The following is a 16,390-nucleotide window of genomic DNA, read 5'->3' as shown; positions in this document are numbered from 1 at the left end:
CAAAATCAAAACTGAATTTTTTCCAGTAAGTATAAACATAGTGTTGTCCTCCTTTATTCCTCAACTTTTAAAACCGAAATTCCTAAACAGTTAAGTATGATCAGGTTGACACACATGCTCGTTCCGTTGGCATTGGCCATCGTGACCCTCCCGGCGCAGGACCTCCTCGCGCAAAAAACAACTACCACACAACCTACTGAGAAGTTCGATCGGGACTATGCCCTGGAAGCGACCATGCTCGGTTTTTTTGCCAAGGATGGCTCCCGGAACCCCACATTGAAAGCGAACAAAGGAGACCGCGTGCGGATCACCATCACGAATGGCGAATTGATGACACACGATATCGCGCTCGAAAAGCTGGGTATCAAAAGCAAAGTGATTATTGAAAAAGGGACCAGTACCAGCATTACGTTCAAAGCCGAGCAGAGCGATACCTATTTCTGTTCAGTGCCCGGGCACCGTGCTGCGGGGATGGTTGGCAGTTTTGAAGTGGTAGAAGGGGTTATCTCCAACGAAACGGTGGCGGGACAGCTTCCTGTGAAAGACGGGCAGCCACTGAACCTGGGTTTTGAAACAGGCGACCTGAAAAACTGGACGGCAACGGGCGACGCATTCGCGAATGCGCTTTTCAGCTCCGATCCTTCCCCGGTCCATGAAAAGGAAATGAACATAGGCTATGAAGGGAAGTATTTCCTCAGCAGCGGTGGTACGCTTAACTACAAGCAAACCGGTACCCTGACTTCCGTGCCATTTCAGGTTACGCAGCCATTCGCGGCATTTCGGGTATCGGGCGGCGCGTTGCAGGATACCCGCGTGGAAATCGTGACGGCCGCTGATAACAAGGTCATTTACCACATTACCGGCCAGGGCCGGGCTACATTGCAGCCAGCGGTCGTGGACCTGCAACCGTACCTGAACAAGGAGATTTTTATCCGCATCGTCGATAACGAGACCGGCATTTCTCAGATTCCTTACATTCCCAACGACAAATGGGCGCATATTAATTTTGATGATTTTCGCTTTTACCCCAGCCGGCCTGATTTCCCCAATGAGTTGAAACAGAAGGATATCATCATTCTTCCGCCGTTGGATCCTGTCTTGAACGCGGGCTTGTCGGGAACGGATGCGGCTAGGGCCATGACGCCTCCGCAGGGCTTCAAGATCACGTTGGCAGCCGCAGAACCGGATATTATCAGGCCCATCAGCTTCACTGTCGATTACCGAGGAAGGCTTTGGGTGGTTGAAGGACATACTTACCCGGTACGCGCTGCGGAAGGGCAGGGCAGGGACAAAATCCTGATTTTTGAAGATACTAACGGCGACGGTACGCTCGACAAACGCAAGGTATTTGCGGAAAACCTGAACCTCATCAGCGGTATCGAAGTGGGAATGGGAGGGGTGTGGCTGGGTTCGGCGCCTAACCTGCTGTTTATTCCTGCGGATTTTAAAAATGACAAGCCCGCTGGTCCACCGCAGATATTGCTCGATGGCTGGGGCCTGGAAGATACGCATGAAGTCCTCAACAACCTTCGCTGGGGACCAGACGGCTGGCTGTATGGCACACACGGCGTGTTTACGCATTCCAATGTAGGCAAGCCCGGAGCGCCGGACTCGGAACGGACCAAAATCAATGCCGGCGTATGGCGCTATCACCCGACGTCGCACAAATTCGAAGTTTTCGCGGAAGGATCGAGCAATCCGTGGGGAATTGATTTCAATGACTACGGGCACCCGTTCATTACCGTGTGCGTGATCCCGCATATGTATCATGTGATCCAGGGGGCACGCTACCAGCGGCAGGCAGGAAAGCACTTCAATCCCTACACTTACGACGACATTAAGACCATCGCCGACCACGTGCACTGGGTAGGTGAGCGCGGGCCACATGCGGGTAACTTCCGCTCCGCATCCGCGGGAGGCGGGCACGCGCATGCGGGAGCGATGATCTACCTCGGCAACAGCTGGCCGAAGGAGTACCGTAACGATATTTTCATGAACAATATCAACGGCGCGCGTCTCAATATAGATCACCTTACCCGCTCGGGATCCGGTTATGAAGCAACCCACAAGAAGGACTTCATGGCCATGAACGATTCCTGGTCGCAGTGGCTGAACTTTAAGTATGACGCGAGCGGATCCGTTTGGGCGATCGACTGGTACGACAAGAACCAGTGCCACAGCCCGAATCCCGACGTGCACAACAAAACCATGGGCCGGATATTTAAAATAAGCCATGACAACGATAAATGGGTACAAGTGGACTTATCCAAAGCATCCGATATGGAGCTGGTGAATCATCAGTTGAACCCCAATGAATGGTACGTTCGGCAGGCGCGCACCATTTTGCAGGAGCGGAGCCCAAATAAAAAGGTGCACAAGGCATTGAAAGAAATACTCGCGAAGAATCCGGATGAAACCAGGAAGCTCCGCGCATTATGGACGCTCCACGTGACCAAAGGGCTCACTGAAAAGGAGCTGGCCGATTTGCTTTCAAATGACAGCGAATACATTCGCAGCTGGTCGATACAACTGCTGACGGAAGGCAAATCGGTGTCGCCGGAAACGTTGAAAAAGTTTGTTGAAATGGCGCAAAAAGATAATTCGAAACTGGTAAGGCTGTATTTGACCTCCGGAATGCTCCGACTAGATCCTTCTCAACGCTGGGACGTGCTGGATGCATTGGTGCAAAAGACCGATGATAAGGACGACCACAACCTGCCGCTCATGGAGTGGTATGCCGCCGAGCCTCTGGCGCCGATTGATGCCAAACGGGCATTGCAGCTGGCCGAGAAATCCAGGTTTCCTAAGATGCTGCCTTACATGATCCAGCGCGTGGAAGCGATTGGTACTGAGGAATCTAAAAAAGTGCTGAAAGACTATCAAAAGGTGGGTAAAACCGAAAGCCTGCATCCTCACGTTGACCATGCAACCGGAACCGCAATGAACCATTGAGAATCAAAAGGGCTTCACGTAGAAGCCCTTTTTTAATAACGTTGAGTAGAATAGTGAAGTAATACTACAAATATATGCGAAGAAATTTATTTAAAAACATGACGAAAGTCATAATGGTGATTTTAATTGTCTATGGATGAACAATGGCGCATTAACTACTCGTCAGACTGGCATATTTTTTATTGGAAAACCAGGCAGAGAAATAGAATTTCCGCCCGAAAGATCGGAGATTGCCTTTATCAACATTGCTTATTTATGGAAAGGGGAAAAATTAATTTTTTTGAGAAAATGGCTACCCGCATCACAGCATGGACGGGTAGTTCAACGGCATTCGGCGTAGCATTCGGGATCATACTTGTCTGGGGGATTACCGGACCGATCTTTGGGTATTCCGATACGTGGCAGCTGGTGATCAATACCGGTACGACGATCGTCACTTTTCTGATGGTTTTCCTGATCCAAAAATCACAGAACAAAGACTCGAAAGCCATTCAATTGAAACTGAATGAACTGATTGGAGCCAGCCGTTATGCAAGCAACCGGATGGTCGATATTGAAGACCTGAGTGAGGCGGAACTCGACGTGCTGCGTAAGTTTTACCAGAAACTGGCGGAAATGTCGGAAGAGGACGGCGACATTCATACTTCGCATTCCATCGATGCCGCTCAACGACTGCATAAGCACAAGCAGGGCGGATTTTCTGGACTCACAAATGGCGATACCGGCTCACAGGAATAGCTATTTATCTTTTTTCTTGCCCTTTTTTTCCCTTCTTGTTTTCGTCGTCATCTTTGGAGAAGATCTTTTGAAAAAAGGTCTTCTTCTCTTTTTTATCCTCCTTCACCGACGCAATGCTGATCTCGTTGTCGATGGAAGGCTGGATAGCGTGTATAAATGCATTCCGCAGAATATTGACGATGGCCACCCATACATTCGTTTTGGGATCGTCGAGCCTGCCCTGAAAGGGGATTTTGGTTGCTACCTGGTCTTTATTTTTGTTTTCAAACAACTTGCCTGCGCCTCCCGCAACGGCTTCCCACAGCTTCCTCAGTAGGTTGTCCTTCCGGTCTTCCTTACCCAAAATATCCAGATTTTTGATTACCGGCTTTACATATCCCTTGAATTCCTCGTCTTTCGCCGCCACCTCTGTATACAGCCCGAAGCGCCCATCGTTGACATCCACTTTGGCATATGCCTGGAAAAAGTCGTTTAGCTTTACCAGATTGGTATGGGTCAGTTCGGCACTCATATCGAAGGTGGGAGCGTTGGCCAGCGGGTTGAGCCTGGCATCAAAACGGAGCTTCCCCTCATACACATCCGCGGTTGCGTGAATGGTTGCCGGCAGTACAGCCGATGAATCGTAGCTATTACGGAGGTTTTGGGCAAGCAGGTTCACGTTGGTCATGGCAATGTCGACATTTGGTTTGGAGCTGAAATCCTTATATTGGATCGCCCCTCCCCGCAGCTCGCAGCGGTTGATGTTCAAAGGCATGAACTGGTCCAGTATCTTACGGAAATCGGCGGAGTCTTTCACCACCTCTTTCGGCTCGACTTTATCTTTGGTGAAGCGAAGGTAAGGTCTCTGAAAAACCATTTCGCCCACGATGGAACCTTTGAGCAGTGCCTTCCATTCGATCGACAGGTCGATCTCTTTGGATGCGAAAAAGGGCGTCTGGCTAACGGAGTCTTCGCCCGGGCCATCCATCTTGTTGATGTAAATGCTGTCGATCCGGTAAGCTCCACGGATAATGGCAAGGTCGATATCGTCAATATGTCCGTAATACCCGTTTATATTGGCGAGGCTTTTGTTGGCAAAATGGAGGACGACGTACGGTAGAATCAGTCGGATTATTACAATGGCGATTACAATCCCGATTAATATTTTGGTCGTGCGTCTTTTTTTTGAATGCGTGCGTGTGGTGGTCATTCCAAATTCTGTTTGCAATGAGATGCGATTGATTTTTAGGCCGCTTATTGAAACAATCGTACCAAGGCAGCTACACACTTTTGCAGGTTTCGTAATTTTTTTGAGAAAAAGTTAAATTTTTGTCCAGCCTTGCGCCGGCCATTCGTCAACAGGCTTTAAAACTTAAACCTTATATCGAAATGAATGATTTTCTGTTTGTTTTTAGAAATGATCCGGCGATAATGGCTGGAATGTCTCCCGACGAACTGCAAACCAGCATGCAGAAATGGATGGACTGGATTGGTGGCATTGCGGCCCAGGGCAAACTCGTGGATCGCGGAAATCAGCTGGCAAATGAGGGCAATGTGGTAAGGCCGGCGAAGGTCGTCACTGACGGTCCTTATATCGAAACAAAGGAGTCCATCGGAGGCTTCATCATGGTGCGGGCGGAATCATTGGGCGAAGCAACCGAAATGGCCAAAGGCTGCCCGATCCTGGTTGCCGGAGGTAATGTCGAAGTACGACCGATTATCAAAGTGTAACTTTGTCGGAACGGAGATAAGTCCTTTTACCAGCAAGGGTCTTTTACAGGCATCCGAAATTTTTTCAATAAAAAATTAAACTTCTGTCCAGTCTGGTGCCGGCTGTTCGTCAACAAGCTTTAAAACTTAAACTTTAGATCAAAATGAAAGACTTCATGTTTGTTTTCAGAAATGATCCTTCCACTTTGGCCGATCGCTCACCCGAGGAAATGCAGGCCAGCATGCAGAAATGGATGGACTGGATCGGAGGAATTGCTGCACAAGGCAAGCTGATCGACCGGGGCAACCGGTTGAATCCGGCAGGTAAGGTGGTAAAACCCTCGCTGGCCATCACCGACGGTCCGTATATCGAAACGAAGGAGTCAGTAGGCGGCTACACAATGGTGCGGGCGGAGTCGCTGGACGAAGCAACCGAAATGGCCAAGGGCTGTCCGATCCTGCTCTTCGGCGGCAATGTCGAAGTGAGAGAGATAGACCGTATATAACCGGTACCCGCATGTTCCACAAGCCTTTGTAACCAGCAAAGGCTTTTTTAATTTAACGCCATGGAAAACCAGGAGTTGATACCACACTTGTTCAGGACAGAATACCGCAAGATCACGGCGGTATTAGGTAAGACATTCGGTTTGGAGCACATCGAAATTGCCCAGGATATCGCCAGTGATACATTTTTGCTCGCTTCCGAAATGTGGGCGATTAAGGGAATACCGGATAATCCCGTGGCGTGGCTTTACACTGTGGCACGCAATAAAACACTCGATTACCTTCGGCGTGACAAGCTTTTTAAAGAGAAAGTCAGTGGTCAGGTGGTGCGGAACAGCCCGGTGGGTGATGAAATAGATGTCGATCTATCGGCCCGGAACATTACCGACAGCCAGTTGCAGATGATGTTCGCCATATGCCATCCGTCTCTCCCCGTGGAATCGCAAATTGGCCTCGCGCTCAATGTTTTGTGCGGCTTCGGGATTAACGAGATCGCCAGCGCGTTTCTGACTAATAAGGAGACCATCAATAAGCGGCTTTACCGGGCCAGGGAAAAACTGCGTGCCGAGCAGGTGAAAATGGAGTTTCCCGATGAAACCGAGATTGAGGCGCGCCTGGAAGCGGTTTTAAAAACGTTGTACCTGCTTTTCAACGAAGGTTTTTACTCGGCAGGAAAAGATGTCACGTTGCGAAAGGATGTTTGCATTGAAGCCATGTGGCTCACAAAAATGCTGACAGAAAATCCGGGCACCGACCGGCCGCCCGTTAACGCACTGCTTGCCCTGATGTGTTTTCATGCATCGCGTTTCGAGGCACGCATTAATCCCCAGGGTGAAACCGTGCTCTACCAGGATCAGGACGATAGCCTCTGGGACGCGGCGTTGATCAACCGGGGCGAGTGCTACCTCAACCGCGCATCCATTGGCCAGCAGCTTTCCCGCTATCACCTCGAAGCGGCGATCGGCTATTGGCACACCATCAAGGCCGACACTCCTGAAAAATGGGAGCGCATTCTTCAATACTACAACCAGTTGCTCATTCTGGAATATTCGCCCATCGCCGCGCTGAACCGCACCTATGCTTTGGCCAAAGCCCGGTCCAAAGCCGAGGCCATCCGTGAAGCCGAGAAACTGAATCTTGCCGACAACCATTTATACCACTCGCTGCTGGGAGAATTGTATTTGGGAATCGACGACGCGAAAGCGCTGGAATATTTCAATGCGGCGGTCGGTCTGGCGAAGTCGCGCGCGGACCGCCAGCTATTGGTGGAGAAGATAAGGAAGGTAAGTGAGGTTGGATAACATCTATTTTAATGCATGCAGATAGTATCTTTTTTTCGGTGGTGAGCGAAGCATATTTGAGTGGAGATCCTGATGTTACCGGCAAAATACTGGATTAAATCAACCTTTTTCACATTCCCCGGCCTCGTTAAGTTTTTATTAATACCCCCGTTAATCCCATTCGTCTAATTTGCCCATCGTTTTACCCTGCTAGCTCGCAGCGGCTATTTCCGAGCTGTGTTTGAGACCGGTTAACCAAACTTTAACAAGCGAGAGCATTAAAAATCCCCGTTTGTGTCCTCTTAACGCAAAGGATAACAAATACACTTTTGCATGAAACACCTACTACTAAGTCTCACTCTTTTTGTTTTCACCAATCAGATTTTTGCGCAAACGCCCGGCGTGGCGACGCCCGGCGTGGCGACGCCCGGCGTAGCGACGCCCGGCGCATTGAAGCTTTGGTATAAAAAGCCTGCCGGAAATACCTGGACCGACGCATTGCCGGTGGGGAATGGCCGGTTGGGCGCCATGGTGTATGGTAATCCCGAAAAAGAGGTCCTTAAACTCAACGAATCGACGGTGTGGGCGGGTGGTCCCAACCGAAACGACAACCCGAATGCTCTTGCCGCATTACCCGAGGTGCGCAGGCTGATCTTCGAAGGCAAACACGATGAGGCTGCCAAGCTCGCCGCGGAGAAAATCGAGTCGAAGACAACGAACGGGATGATGTACCAACCCGTCGGTAACTTGAATATCGCCTTTCCGGGTCACGACAATTTCACAAATTATTACCGCGAACTCGACATTGAGCAAGCAGTGGCGACCACTTCCTACACCGTCGACGGCGTGAAATATACCCGGCAGGTCATCGCATCGGTGCCGGATCAGGTGATTGCAATTCGGCTGACGGCCGATAAACCTGGCAAACTCACATTCACTTCGTTTTTGAACAGTCCGCAGAAGGGAGAAAGGAGGATGGAGAAAGGAGGAAGGATGATTTTTGCGGGAATCAGCGGAGATAAGGAAGGGATTAAGGGCCAGGTAGCGTTTCGCGCGCATGTGCTGGTAGCGCCCGAGGGCGGGCAAATGAGCGAGGGAGATACCTCGCTGACGGTCAGCAAGGCGAATGCGGCCACGATTTACATTTCTATTGCCACCAATTTCGTGAATTACAAAACGCTGACGGCGAACCCGCAAGCCAAAGCGGACCAGTACCTGGGCAAAGCCGCCGCAAAGCCATTTCATACAATTCTGAAAAGCCACATTGCTGCCTATCAGCATTATTTCAATAGGGTAAAACTCGATTTGGGGACTTCGGAAGCCGCTCAATGGCCTACGGATGAGCGTATTGTGAAATTTGCTTCGGGGTACGATCCGCAATTGGTGGCATTGTACTTCCAGTTTGGGCGGTATTTGCTGATTTCTTCCTCGCAGCCGGGTGGCAATGGAATGCCGATAGGGCAGCCGGCTAATTTGCAAGGCATCTGGAACCAGCAAATGAACCCGCCGTGGGGCAGTAAGTATACCATCAATATCAATACCGAAATGAATTATTGGCCCGCGGAGGTTACCAACCTCACCGAACTGCACGAACCGCTGGTTCAAATGGTGAAAGAACTGTCGGAGACGGGGCAGGAGACGGCCCGTGTAATGTATGGCGCGAAGGGCTGGCTTGCACACCACAACACCGACTTATGGCGCATTACCGGCCCGGTTGACCCGATTTTTTACGCCATGTGGCCGATGGGCGGAGCCTGGCTGAGTACGCATTTGTGGGAAAAATATTGCTATTCGGGTGATAAGGAGTACCTCAGATCGGTATACCCGGCGCTGAAAGGATCGGCGCAGTTCTTTGTCGACTTCCTGGTGCCCGAGCCCACACATCAATGGCTGGTAGTGGTACCTGGGATGTCGCCTGAAAATGCCCCGGCGATTCGCCCGAAGACGACGATCGGTGCAGGGAATACGATGGATAACCAGATCGTGTACGACATTTTTACTGCCACGATCCGTGCGGCGGAGGCGCTTGGAACCGATTCCGATTTTGTCAAAACATTGAAAACCAAACGCGCGCAGCTGCCTCCCATGCAAGTCGGGAAATTCGGACAGTTGCAGGAATGGCTCGAAGACCTCGACAGCCCCGAGGACAAGCATCGCCATATTTCGCATTTATACGGATTGTACCCTTCGCATCAGCTTTCGGCTTACCGCACCCCTGAGCTTTTCAGCGCGGCGAGGACTTCACTGGAACACCGGGGAGACGTCTCTACCGGCTGGTCGATGGGCTGGAAAGTGAACTGGTGGGCGCGCCTGCTCGATGGCAACCGTGCTTACAAACTCATTACCGACCAGCTTTCACCCGTGAACGCGCCTGGCAAGAAAGGCGGTGGCGGTACTTACACCAACCTATTCGATGCACATCCGCCTTTTCAGATTGACGGTAACTTCGGCTGTACGGCCGGCATTGCCGAAATGCTCATGCAAAGCCACGACGGCGCCATTCATTTGCTCCCAGCCATTCCCGACAGCTGGAAAAACGGGTCGATCAGCGGCTTGCGGGCGCGTGGCGGTTTCGAAATTGTGACATTGGAATGGAAAGAGGGAAAGGTTTCAAGGTTGGTTATTAAATCAAATCTGGGTGGAAACTGCCGGTTGAGATTGCCTAATGCACTGAAAGGCCATTCGCTGGCGCTCGCCGGAGCCAACCCGAATAGCAATCCATTTTATCAACTGATGGATATTCCCAAGCCAATAGTTTCTCCTGCTGCCCAGATTACCGCTTTAAAGTTGCCGGAAACGGCTTTGTACGATTTCAAAACAGAAAAAGGAAAGACTTACACTTTTACCCGCTGACCTAACCCTTATTATGAATGGCTCTGTGATTCTCAAAAGGTATCTGACCAAATACTAACTATGGCCGGCGAATATCAGCGGCCTGTCAACTGAATCACCTCCTCCTTGTAATTCCTCCCGATCGGAATCTGATGACTGCCCCAGATAATCCGGTTTCTTTCTATCCGCCGGATTTTGTCGATGGCCATAATGAACGACTTGTGCACGCGCAGGAAGCGGGCGGGCGGAAAGATATCGAGCATGGCCTTCACGGAGCCTTTGATGACGACTTTACCGGTGCTGGTATGGATAATGGCGTAATCTTTCAGTCCCTGGATATGGGAAATATCGTCGAAAGCAAGGCGGACGCGCTGGACGCCGCTTTTGACAAATACAAAGTCCGGTTTCTCCTCCGACGGATTCTGTTCCAGGTCGGCATTCTGTTCTTTCAATTGCAGGAAATCACGCACTTTTTCGAGGGCGTGCTGGAAACGGGGAAATGAAATGGGCTTTAAGAGAAAATCAATGACGCCAAGTTCGTAACCTTCGAAGGCATAGTCGCGGTAGGCGGTGGTGAAAACGGTAACGGGCGGTTGCGGTAGTGATTTCAGGAAGTCGATGCCGTTCATTTCAGGCATTTCAATATCCAGAAACAGGACATCCGGCTCGTGCGCTTGCAGGTACCCGAGCGCGTCACGGGCATTGCCGAACTGCACGGCACCCGTAATGCCCGATTTGCACAGGTATTCTTCCAGTATTCCCCTCGCGAGAGGTTCGTCATCGATGATCACGCATTGCAGCATACGTCAGGATTTTTGTCCGGAAAATCAGTCAGTGGCCCGGTTGGAGACCCGGTTGGAGACCCCGTTGGAGACCCGGTTAGAAACCCGGTTGAAGGTGTAGCTCAGATAGTCGCCGCCGACCATGAGTTTTTTCGAACCGTCGAGTATAAATAACACATTTTCGTCGCCTTTCAGCAGGAAGATCGATTTTTCGGGCTGGTCGGGGTCGAGTTGGATGACGGTTGCATCCGGGTTTTCGGCGGAGCCTTTCACGAGCGTCCATTTACCGGTTCGCGGTTTGTCCCGGAAAAGTGAGCCATTCCATTGGTAAGTAGTCGGATTTTTGGTTTGAGGGTCTTGGTAGAACGTAAACCCCCATTTCAGTTTTTCGCAGTTGGACTGGACAGAAATGTGCATGATGGACGCCATCGTCTGGCAAGGCACGCGGCCATGGAATACGCCCCATACATCCGGCCCTTCGGCGATGGGACTACGAGTGGTCGTTTGGGAAGGTACATTAGCGGGTATTGTAGATTGTGCCGATACGTTTTGCAGCGTTATGACGCAAGCGGAGAGGAAAAACAATGCTTTCATGGCTGATGGACGTTTATTACAGATTAGCGTTCTGTTTGTTGAAAGTATAACTGAAACCGGCATTACCGATCATTAGGTTACCTTTTGTATCCAATAAATGCAGCATGCGATCGCTCATTTGCAAGAGGGTGATAGTGCCTTCCGGGGCAGCTGGCTGCAAGGCGAAAATCTGCTTACCCGGTGTCTTGCCGGTGTTTTTGAAAATAACCCATTTGCCAGAAATCTCCTTGCTGAATCCATCATTCATAAAACCCTGCGTTCCGGGCTTGGTCATGCCGTAGGTGTATTGCAGTTTGAAATCGTCGCGGCCCAGGTTGCGCGGATCGCGGCGGAGCGTGAGGCGCCATTTGATCATTTCGCAATCCAGGTTAGCGGGGATCGCCAGTAAATGCCTTGGGACGGCGTCGCAAGGGGTGGCGGCGGCGAATATTTCAGGTTCGGGTGATATGAGGTCGGGGGTGACCCAGCTTATTGCAGCGCCAATTGTGGATATTAAAAGCGGAAGCAGGATGTACTTTTTCATGGCAAGTTCTGATTATGTGTTGGCCAAATTGATTTCCATAAAAACACTGAAACGTTCCTTTTGATCATCGATTTGCAGGCTGTGGCGTGACGGGTACAGCAGTTCCAACCGCTTGCGGAGGTTGGCAAGGCCGATGCCTCCTTTGCTATCATTCGTCGCAGCTTTCCCCGCAGGATTCGATTTGCTGTTTTCAATCGTTACTTTCAGGGCCGACGGGCCGACGTGTATCTTTCCATGCAGCCAGCCTTTTTCGGATTTACGGCTTACACCGTGCTTGAATGCGTTTTCGACCAACGGCAGTAGCAGGAGCGGGGCGATTTCTTTTCCGTCGGGATCGCCGGCAATTTCCAGCGAAATATCCGGGTTATTGTCGTAGCGGATCCTTTCGAGCTCAATGTAGTTGTGCAAATAGCTGATCTCCTTGTCGAGCGAAACCGTGCTGTCGTCGCTGTCGTAGAGCATATACTCCATCATTTCGGATAATTTCAGTACCATTTCCGGCGCCAGATCCGATTTCTTTAAAGTTAATGCGTACAGGTTGTTGAGTATGTTGAAAAGGAAATGCGGGTTCACTTGCGAGCGGAGGAAATTGACTTCCGCATTCAGTTTTTCGACCACGATCTGTTGCAGGATGCGTTGTTGCTCATACCAATCGATGCTTAGTTTGAGCGCGACCATCAGCGCCAGGTACCAGAGTGTGCTGAAAAAGTTATAGGACAGTGCTTCCACGATATTGCTGTTCCGCATCGGACCGATCACGTACCCGTACAGATAGTAATCAAAGAAAGATTGAATGAAGAGGTACCCCAGGATTGACAGCAGCACCATTCCGAAATACTGGCCGTACTTTTTCCTTGAAAGGTATTTAGGTAAAAAGTAATGCAGGTTCAAGTACGCAATGACGATCAGCAGGACCACGCGGGCGGCGACGCAGATCGCGAAATAGTTGAGGCTTGCCTTGAAAATCAGGTAGCGTTTTTCATACAGGAAAAAGCCCGTCACCAGCAGCCAGTAGCAGGCATGTACCAGCGCATACTTGACAGAAACCGTTCGGTTTGAGAACGGAAGCCTTACTTGCTTTTCCAGGAAGGGCGTTTCCATAGGCGTGTTTTGAAATGATGTGGTAAATGAATGGAAAAGATCGCCGGGAATGAAATTATATCGACCAACGCATGAAAAAGTAGAGGAAAGTAATGGTAACTGCGTTAATTTCGGATCCGCTTATTTGGTTGTATTTATAATTTTAATTTACACACATGCCTTCTAATTTTTGGCGAAGCCCTGCTGCGTTGCTGATCTGTTTTTTTCTTGTTGTGGCGGTACGTTTCAACCGGAACGATCTGCTGGTAAAGCGCTCGCTGGGAGATGCCGCTTTTTATATCGGAAACGTGCAGTTTCTGAGAGGTGAGCATGTAGCGTTTTACTTACAGGCCCCCTTTAATGAACGCTTGCTTGTGACGATTGCGGCATCACAATTACCGTTTGATCCGATGACATCCATCAATATCATTAACGTTATCTTCCTGCTTGCGGCGATCTGGCTTCTTTACAAGCTTCTGGAACATTTCAAGCTGGACAACAAGCTTATTTGGACAGGTTTATACCTGTTCGTAATTTCTTTTCCGACATTTTATTATAGTACGATCGGCTATGTCGACTCAGGTGTTTTGCTGATGATTTTTGCCGGAACCTACGCTATTTATAAGGAAAACCACCTGCTGTTTCTGCTTGCCGTGGTTTTGGGGACCATTGCCAAGGAAGGGATTGTGCTGTTAATCCCCGTTGCGGTTGCCTATGGATTTACCAAAAAGGATAACCGATGGTATTATTCGGCCATCGCCGGATTATTGCTTTACCTGGTAGCATGGGGCCTGGTAAAGAAGTACATTCCCAATGGCCATGGCAGCACGCCGGTGCTTTTTTGGCAGCCAATTACGTGGCGCATTGTCGATAACTTCACCCGCTCACATGCCTATCTAAGCTCGATTCTGAGTTTCGGCATTCCGGGGGCTTTATGCTGTTATTACCTGTTAAAATTCGGGAACGCTGTAAAAAGTGCCTGGAAAGACGAACTGCCGTTATGGGTAGGTACCATAGGAGGCTACCTGCTTTGGTTTTACACGCTTTTTTCCGCCCATACCGATGGCCGCTTTTTCTGGGTAGCCTATTGTTTTCCTATCATTTTGTCTTTGCTCTGGTGGCGCCGTTTCGGGAAGCCTTATTACAGATAATACGACGGGAGTAACACCTTGGTCAGTTGTGGTTTGATAAATTATTCCTTAATATTTTATTCATTTCGGTTATCCGTAACTGTGGGTATTTAATTGTAATTTTAGAGGAATGCTTTATATAAATCTTTCAACTCAATCCAACAAAGCCAAATGATGAAAGTTCTATGTAAGTTTGGACTGGTATGGCTGCTCGTCGCGCTGTTTACGGCATGTGATGACCACGATACCCCGCAGGATGTTGTCAGGCAGAATGGTTTACCGATGAGCGGTTCGCAGGAGATGCCGGCAAAGGAAACTCAGGCTACCGGCTGGGCCGATGTATCGTATAACAAAACGACCCACTTGCTCACTTTTACGCTCAATTGGGCCAATCTGACAGGGATTCCCACAGGCGCGCATATACACGGGATCGCGGCGCGTGGAACCAATGCTGCTGTCAAATTCGATTTCTTTTCGGCTATTCCAAAGACTACGACGGGTACCTATTCGACTTCAGTAGTCGTGGACGGAACGATGATCAACGAAAACGACCTGCTGAACGGGCTGTACTATTTCAATATTCACACTCCGACCAATCCCGGTGGTGAGATCCGCGGGCAAATCGAGTTTTACGATCAGCCGCATATTGTTGTTGCTAAAGGTCTGATGCTCCAGGGGACTCAGCAAGTGCCGCCTGTTGTTTCAGCTGCGACGGGAACGGTAGATGTGATGTACAACAAATCGACAAAATTGCTGAGCTATTTCATCAAATGGAAAGACCTGGAAGCTACGCCGACAGGCTCTCATATTCACGGAACGGCGGCCCCGGGCTCCAATGCACCGGTTCAGCATGACTTTTTTGCCAATTTCCCTAAAACACTATCGGGGGAATTCTCCAATTCAGTGATTGTGGATGAGGTGAAGATCAAGGAAGCGGAGCTGCTCAACGGGCTGTATTATTTCAACATTCATAACGTGCTGCATCCGGCCGGAGAAATCCGCGCGCAGATTGTGTTCTGATCTTTTTCAAGCATTTAAACGCAATCCCGCTCCTTATGAATGGGGCGGGATTGTTTTATTTAAATACACCTAAGAACTGACGAACGGCATAGTGCGGTATTGATACGACGATTTTATTCTACAAAGGCATTTTGCCGATACTTTGGGTCGTTCGTCGATGGTACTATCCGCTGCTTTTACTATTGCTTAAGATGCTGTATCATTGTGTTATAACTCCTGACTAGATCGTTCGCAATGTCCCGACTTGTACATATTCCGCATCAAAGCGCGCGGTTTTTCCGGTGGCGCTGGACGCTTTGTTTCGCGTTGGGTTTGGGCTGCGTATATAGCGTAAGGTCACAGCAGATCGACCCCGATCTGGCAACATTGATTCGAGAGGAAAAAGCATTTGCGGCCAAAGCGGAGAGAACGGATGTGCCGACCGCCTTTCTGGCATACCTGGATAGTGCAGGCGTGATATTCAATGGGGAAGGGGCCGTGAACGGCATAGCGCAATACAGCAATGTCCCGAAAGGCGGCAAGGACCTGTTGAAATGGTATCCCACTATCGGCCATGTTTCGCAGGATGGTGACATGGGTTTTACATCCGGTCCGTTTCAATTTTTGGCTGATCGGGTGCAGGAGGCAGTGGGTTCGGGTTACTTTTTTTCGGTTTGGAAGAAGAATACTGCCGGTCGGTTCAAGGTAATGCTCGATGGCGGCGTGATCCATTCCGGTAATGCGACGGAAGCATTCCAGCGCGATCCTGAACCGCAAAGCAATACGGCATACGCGTATATTTCGCCGATTCCGAAGGTAAATGAGCGCTCTCCTCAGCCCTGGAAGGCGGAAGATGCATTTTCCGAAGCGGCCGGAAAAGACGCCGATCAAGCCTACAAGCAATTCTTGGCCGATGAAGTCGTGTTATTGAGGAGTGACCGACCGTTTGGTAAAACCAAAGCGGAAGCACTTGGTACACTAGCGCAGCAGTCAATTCAATCATACCAATTTATCAGGTCAGGACAAGGGATTTCCAAAGCAGGTGACCTCGCTTATTGTTTCGGCAAAGCCAAGGCCGTGAAGGGTGACAAAACTGTGGAAGGGTTCTTTACCCGCGTCTGGCAGCACCGGCCCGAAGGCTGGAAGATCGTTGCCGAGCAGGTTAGCCTGTTTCGTTAAAAACTAACGCATTCATTTTCACGCCGGCCAAAACCGGTGAATGGGAGCATTGTGCCCGCTGCATTGCTTCAGGCCTTTGCCGCGCCTTCGCGCAGGCAACACGTGCGT

Annotated in this window: 14 protein-coding genes; 9 read left to right on the top strand and 5 right to left on the bottom strand. The window is 50.0% G+C overall.

Going from position 1 to position 16,390, the window contains the following annotated elements:
• The first annotated feature begins 96 nt into the window (after window positions 1-96).
• Both ACQ4MZ_RS23210 and ACQ4MZ_RS23205 read left to right on the top strand, forming a co-directional pair.
• Window positions 97-2,952, top strand: coding sequence for a PVC-type heme-binding CxxCH protein (locus tag ACQ4MZ_RS23210; RefSeq protein ID WP_430849003.1), 2,856 nt, complete (start codon window positions 97-99; stop codon window positions 2,950-2,952).
• A 255-nt stretch (window positions 2,953-3,207) separates the two neighbouring features.
• A complete protein-coding gene (locus ACQ4MZ_RS23205) occupies window positions 3,208-3,690 on the top strand; it encodes a low affinity iron permease family protein (protein WP_430849001.1) in 483 nt (160 codons plus the stop codon).
• Window positions 3,691-3,694: 4 nt separating this feature from the next.
• Here ACQ4MZ_RS23205 and ACQ4MZ_RS23200 read toward each other — a convergent pair whose 3' ends face one another.
• A complete protein-coding gene (locus ACQ4MZ_RS23200; RefSeq protein WP_430848999.1) occupies window positions 3,695-4,879 on the bottom strand; it encodes a DUF748 domain-containing protein in 1,185 nt (394 codons plus the stop codon).
• Between the two features lie 179 nt (window positions 4,880-5,058).
• On the opposite strand from ACQ4MZ_RS23200, the gene ACQ4MZ_RS23195 reads away from it, so the two are divergent.
• The 4 genes from ACQ4MZ_RS23195 to ACQ4MZ_RS23180 all read left to right on the top strand — a co-directional run bounded on the left by ACQ4MZ_RS23195 (window position 5,059) and on the right by ACQ4MZ_RS23180 (window position 10,016).
• On the top strand, window positions 5,059-5,400 hold the full coding sequence (locus tag ACQ4MZ_RS23195) for a YciI family protein (protein WP_430848997.1): 342 nt from the start codon (window positions 5,059-5,061) through the stop codon (window positions 5,398-5,400).
• 143 nt (window positions 5,401-5,543) lie between these two features.
• Window positions 5,544-5,885 carry a YciI family protein gene (locus ACQ4MZ_RS23190; protein ID WP_430848995.1) on the top strand — a complete coding sequence of 114 codons (342 nt, stop codon included), beginning with the start codon at window positions 5,544-5,546 and terminating at the stop codon, window positions 5,883-5,885.
• Window positions 5,886-5,945: 60 nt separating this feature from the next.
• Complete coding sequence (locus ACQ4MZ_RS23185) at window positions 5,946-7,184, top strand: RNA polymerase sigma factor (RefSeq protein WP_430848993.1); 1,239 nt, start codon at window positions 5,946-5,948, stop codon at window positions 7,182-7,184.
• A 312-nt stretch (window positions 7,185-7,496) separates the two neighbouring features.
• Window positions 7,497-10,016, top strand: a complete 2,520-nt coding sequence (locus ACQ4MZ_RS23180; RefSeq protein ID WP_430848991.1) for a glycoside hydrolase family 95 protein — start codon at window positions 7,497-7,499, stop codon at window positions 10,014-10,016.
• A gap of 74 nt (window positions 10,017-10,090) precedes the next feature.
• Here ACQ4MZ_RS23180 and ACQ4MZ_RS23175 read toward each other — a convergent pair whose 3' ends face one another.
• Genes ACQ4MZ_RS23175 through ACQ4MZ_RS23160 form a run of 4 tightly spaced genes read right to left on the bottom strand, consistent with a single transcriptional unit; the run spans window position 10,091 to window position 12,995 of the window.
• Window positions 10,091-10,798: a LytR/AlgR family response regulator transcription factor gene (locus tag ACQ4MZ_RS23175; protein ID WP_430848989.1), complete on the bottom strand. Its 708-nt coding sequence runs from the start codon at window positions 10,796-10,798 to the stop codon at window positions 10,091-10,093.
• A 24-nt stretch (window positions 10,799-10,822) separates the two neighbouring features.
• Window positions 10,823-11,371, bottom strand: coding sequence for a hypothetical protein (locus ACQ4MZ_RS23170; protein ID WP_430848987.1), 549 nt, complete (start codon window positions 11,369-11,371; stop codon window positions 10,823-10,825).
• Between the two features lie 16 nt (window positions 11,372-11,387).
• The gene (locus tag ACQ4MZ_RS23165; protein ID WP_430848985.1) at window positions 11,388-11,894 is read right to left on the bottom strand and encodes a hypothetical protein; all 507 of its coding nucleotides are present in this window, start codon (window positions 11,892-11,894) and stop codon (window positions 11,388-11,390) included.
• 12 nt (window positions 11,895-11,906) lie between these two features.
• Window positions 11,907-12,995 carry a sensor histidine kinase gene (locus ACQ4MZ_RS23160; RefSeq protein WP_430848983.1) on the bottom strand — a complete coding sequence of 363 codons (1,089 nt, stop codon included), beginning with the start codon at window positions 12,993-12,995 and terminating at the stop codon, window positions 11,907-11,909.
• Between the two features lie 155 nt (window positions 12,996-13,150).
• Between ACQ4MZ_RS23160 and ACQ4MZ_RS23155 the strand changes: the two genes are divergently transcribed.
• The 3 genes from ACQ4MZ_RS23155 to ACQ4MZ_RS23145 all read left to right on the top strand — a co-directional run bounded on the left by ACQ4MZ_RS23155 (window position 13,151) and on the right by ACQ4MZ_RS23145 (window position 16,282).
• Window positions 13,151-14,125 carry a hypothetical protein gene (locus ACQ4MZ_RS23155; protein WP_430848981.1) on the top strand — a complete coding sequence of 325 codons (975 nt, stop codon included), beginning with the start codon at window positions 13,151-13,153 and terminating at the stop codon, window positions 14,123-14,125.
• Window positions 14,126-14,275: 150 nt separating this feature from the next.
• Window positions 14,276-15,124: a CHRD domain-containing protein gene (locus tag ACQ4MZ_RS23150; RefSeq protein WP_430848979.1), complete on the top strand. Its 849-nt coding sequence runs from the start codon at window positions 14,276-14,278 to the stop codon at window positions 15,122-15,124.
• Window positions 15,125-15,358: 234 nt separating this feature from the next.
• A complete protein-coding gene (locus tag ACQ4MZ_RS23145) occupies window positions 15,359-16,282 on the top strand; it encodes a nuclear transport factor 2 family protein (protein ID WP_430848977.1) in 924 nt (307 codons plus the stop codon).
• Window positions 16,283-16,390: the final 108 nt, after the last annotated feature.

The organism is Dyadobacter sp. BHUBP1 (assembly GCF_050587785.1).
In the GTDB taxonomy this organism is placed as follows: Bacteria; Bacteroidota; Bacteroidia; order Cytophagales; family Spirosomataceae; genus Dyadobacter.
This window is presented reverse-complemented; position numbering and strand designations above follow the sequence as displayed.

Excerpts from the sequence above, each read along its gene's own strand:
- ACQ4MZ_RS23210 (WP_430849003.1), top strand. The coding sequence starts at position 97 with ATGATCAGGTTGACACACATGCTCGTTCCGTTGGCATTGGCCATCGTG.
- ACQ4MZ_RS23205 (WP_430849001.1), top strand. The coding sequence starts at position 3,208 with ATGGAAAGGGGAAAAATTAATTTTTTTGAGAAAATGGCTACCCGCATC.
- ACQ4MZ_RS23200 (WP_430848999.1), bottom strand. The coding sequence starts at position 4,879 with ATGACCACCACACGCACGCATTCAAAAAAAAGACGCACGACCAAAATA.
- ACQ4MZ_RS23195 (WP_430848997.1), top strand. The coding sequence starts at position 5,059 with ATGAATGATTTTCTGTTTGTTTTTAGAAATGATCCGGCGATAATGGCT.
- ACQ4MZ_RS23190 (WP_430848995.1), top strand. The coding sequence starts at position 5,544 with ATGAAAGACTTCATGTTTGTTTTCAGAAATGATCCTTCCACTTTGGCC.
- ACQ4MZ_RS23185 (WP_430848993.1), top strand. The coding sequence starts at position 5,946 with ATGGAAAACCAGGAGTTGATACCACACTTGTTCAGGACAGAATACCGC.
- ACQ4MZ_RS23180 (WP_430848991.1), top strand. The coding sequence starts at position 7,497 with ATGAAACACCTACTACTAAGTCTCACTCTTTTTGTTTTCACCAATCAG.
- ACQ4MZ_RS23175 (WP_430848989.1), bottom strand. The coding sequence starts at position 10,798 with ATGCTGCAATGCGTGATCATCGATGACGAACCTCTCGCGAGGGGAATA.
- ACQ4MZ_RS23170 (WP_430848987.1), bottom strand. The coding sequence starts at position 11,371 with ATGAAAGCATTGTTTTTCCTCTCCGCTTGCGTCATAACGCTGCAAAAC.
- ACQ4MZ_RS23165 (WP_430848985.1), bottom strand. The coding sequence starts at position 11,894 with ATGAAAAAGTACATCCTGCTTCCGCTTTTAATATCCACAATTGGCGCT.
- ACQ4MZ_RS23160 (WP_430848983.1), bottom strand. The coding sequence starts at position 12,995 with ATGGAAACGCCCTTCCTGGAAAAGCAAGTAAGGCTTCCGTTCTCAAAC.
- ACQ4MZ_RS23155 (WP_430848981.1), top strand. The coding sequence starts at position 13,151 with ATGCCTTCTAATTTTTGGCGAAGCCCTGCTGCGTTGCTGATCTGTTTT.
- ACQ4MZ_RS23150 (WP_430848979.1), top strand. The coding sequence starts at position 14,276 with ATGATGAAAGTTCTATGTAAGTTTGGACTGGTATGGCTGCTCGTCGCG.
- ACQ4MZ_RS23145 (WP_430848977.1), top strand. The coding sequence starts at position 15,359 with ATGTCCCGACTTGTACATATTCCGCATCAAAGCGCGCGGTTTTTCCGG.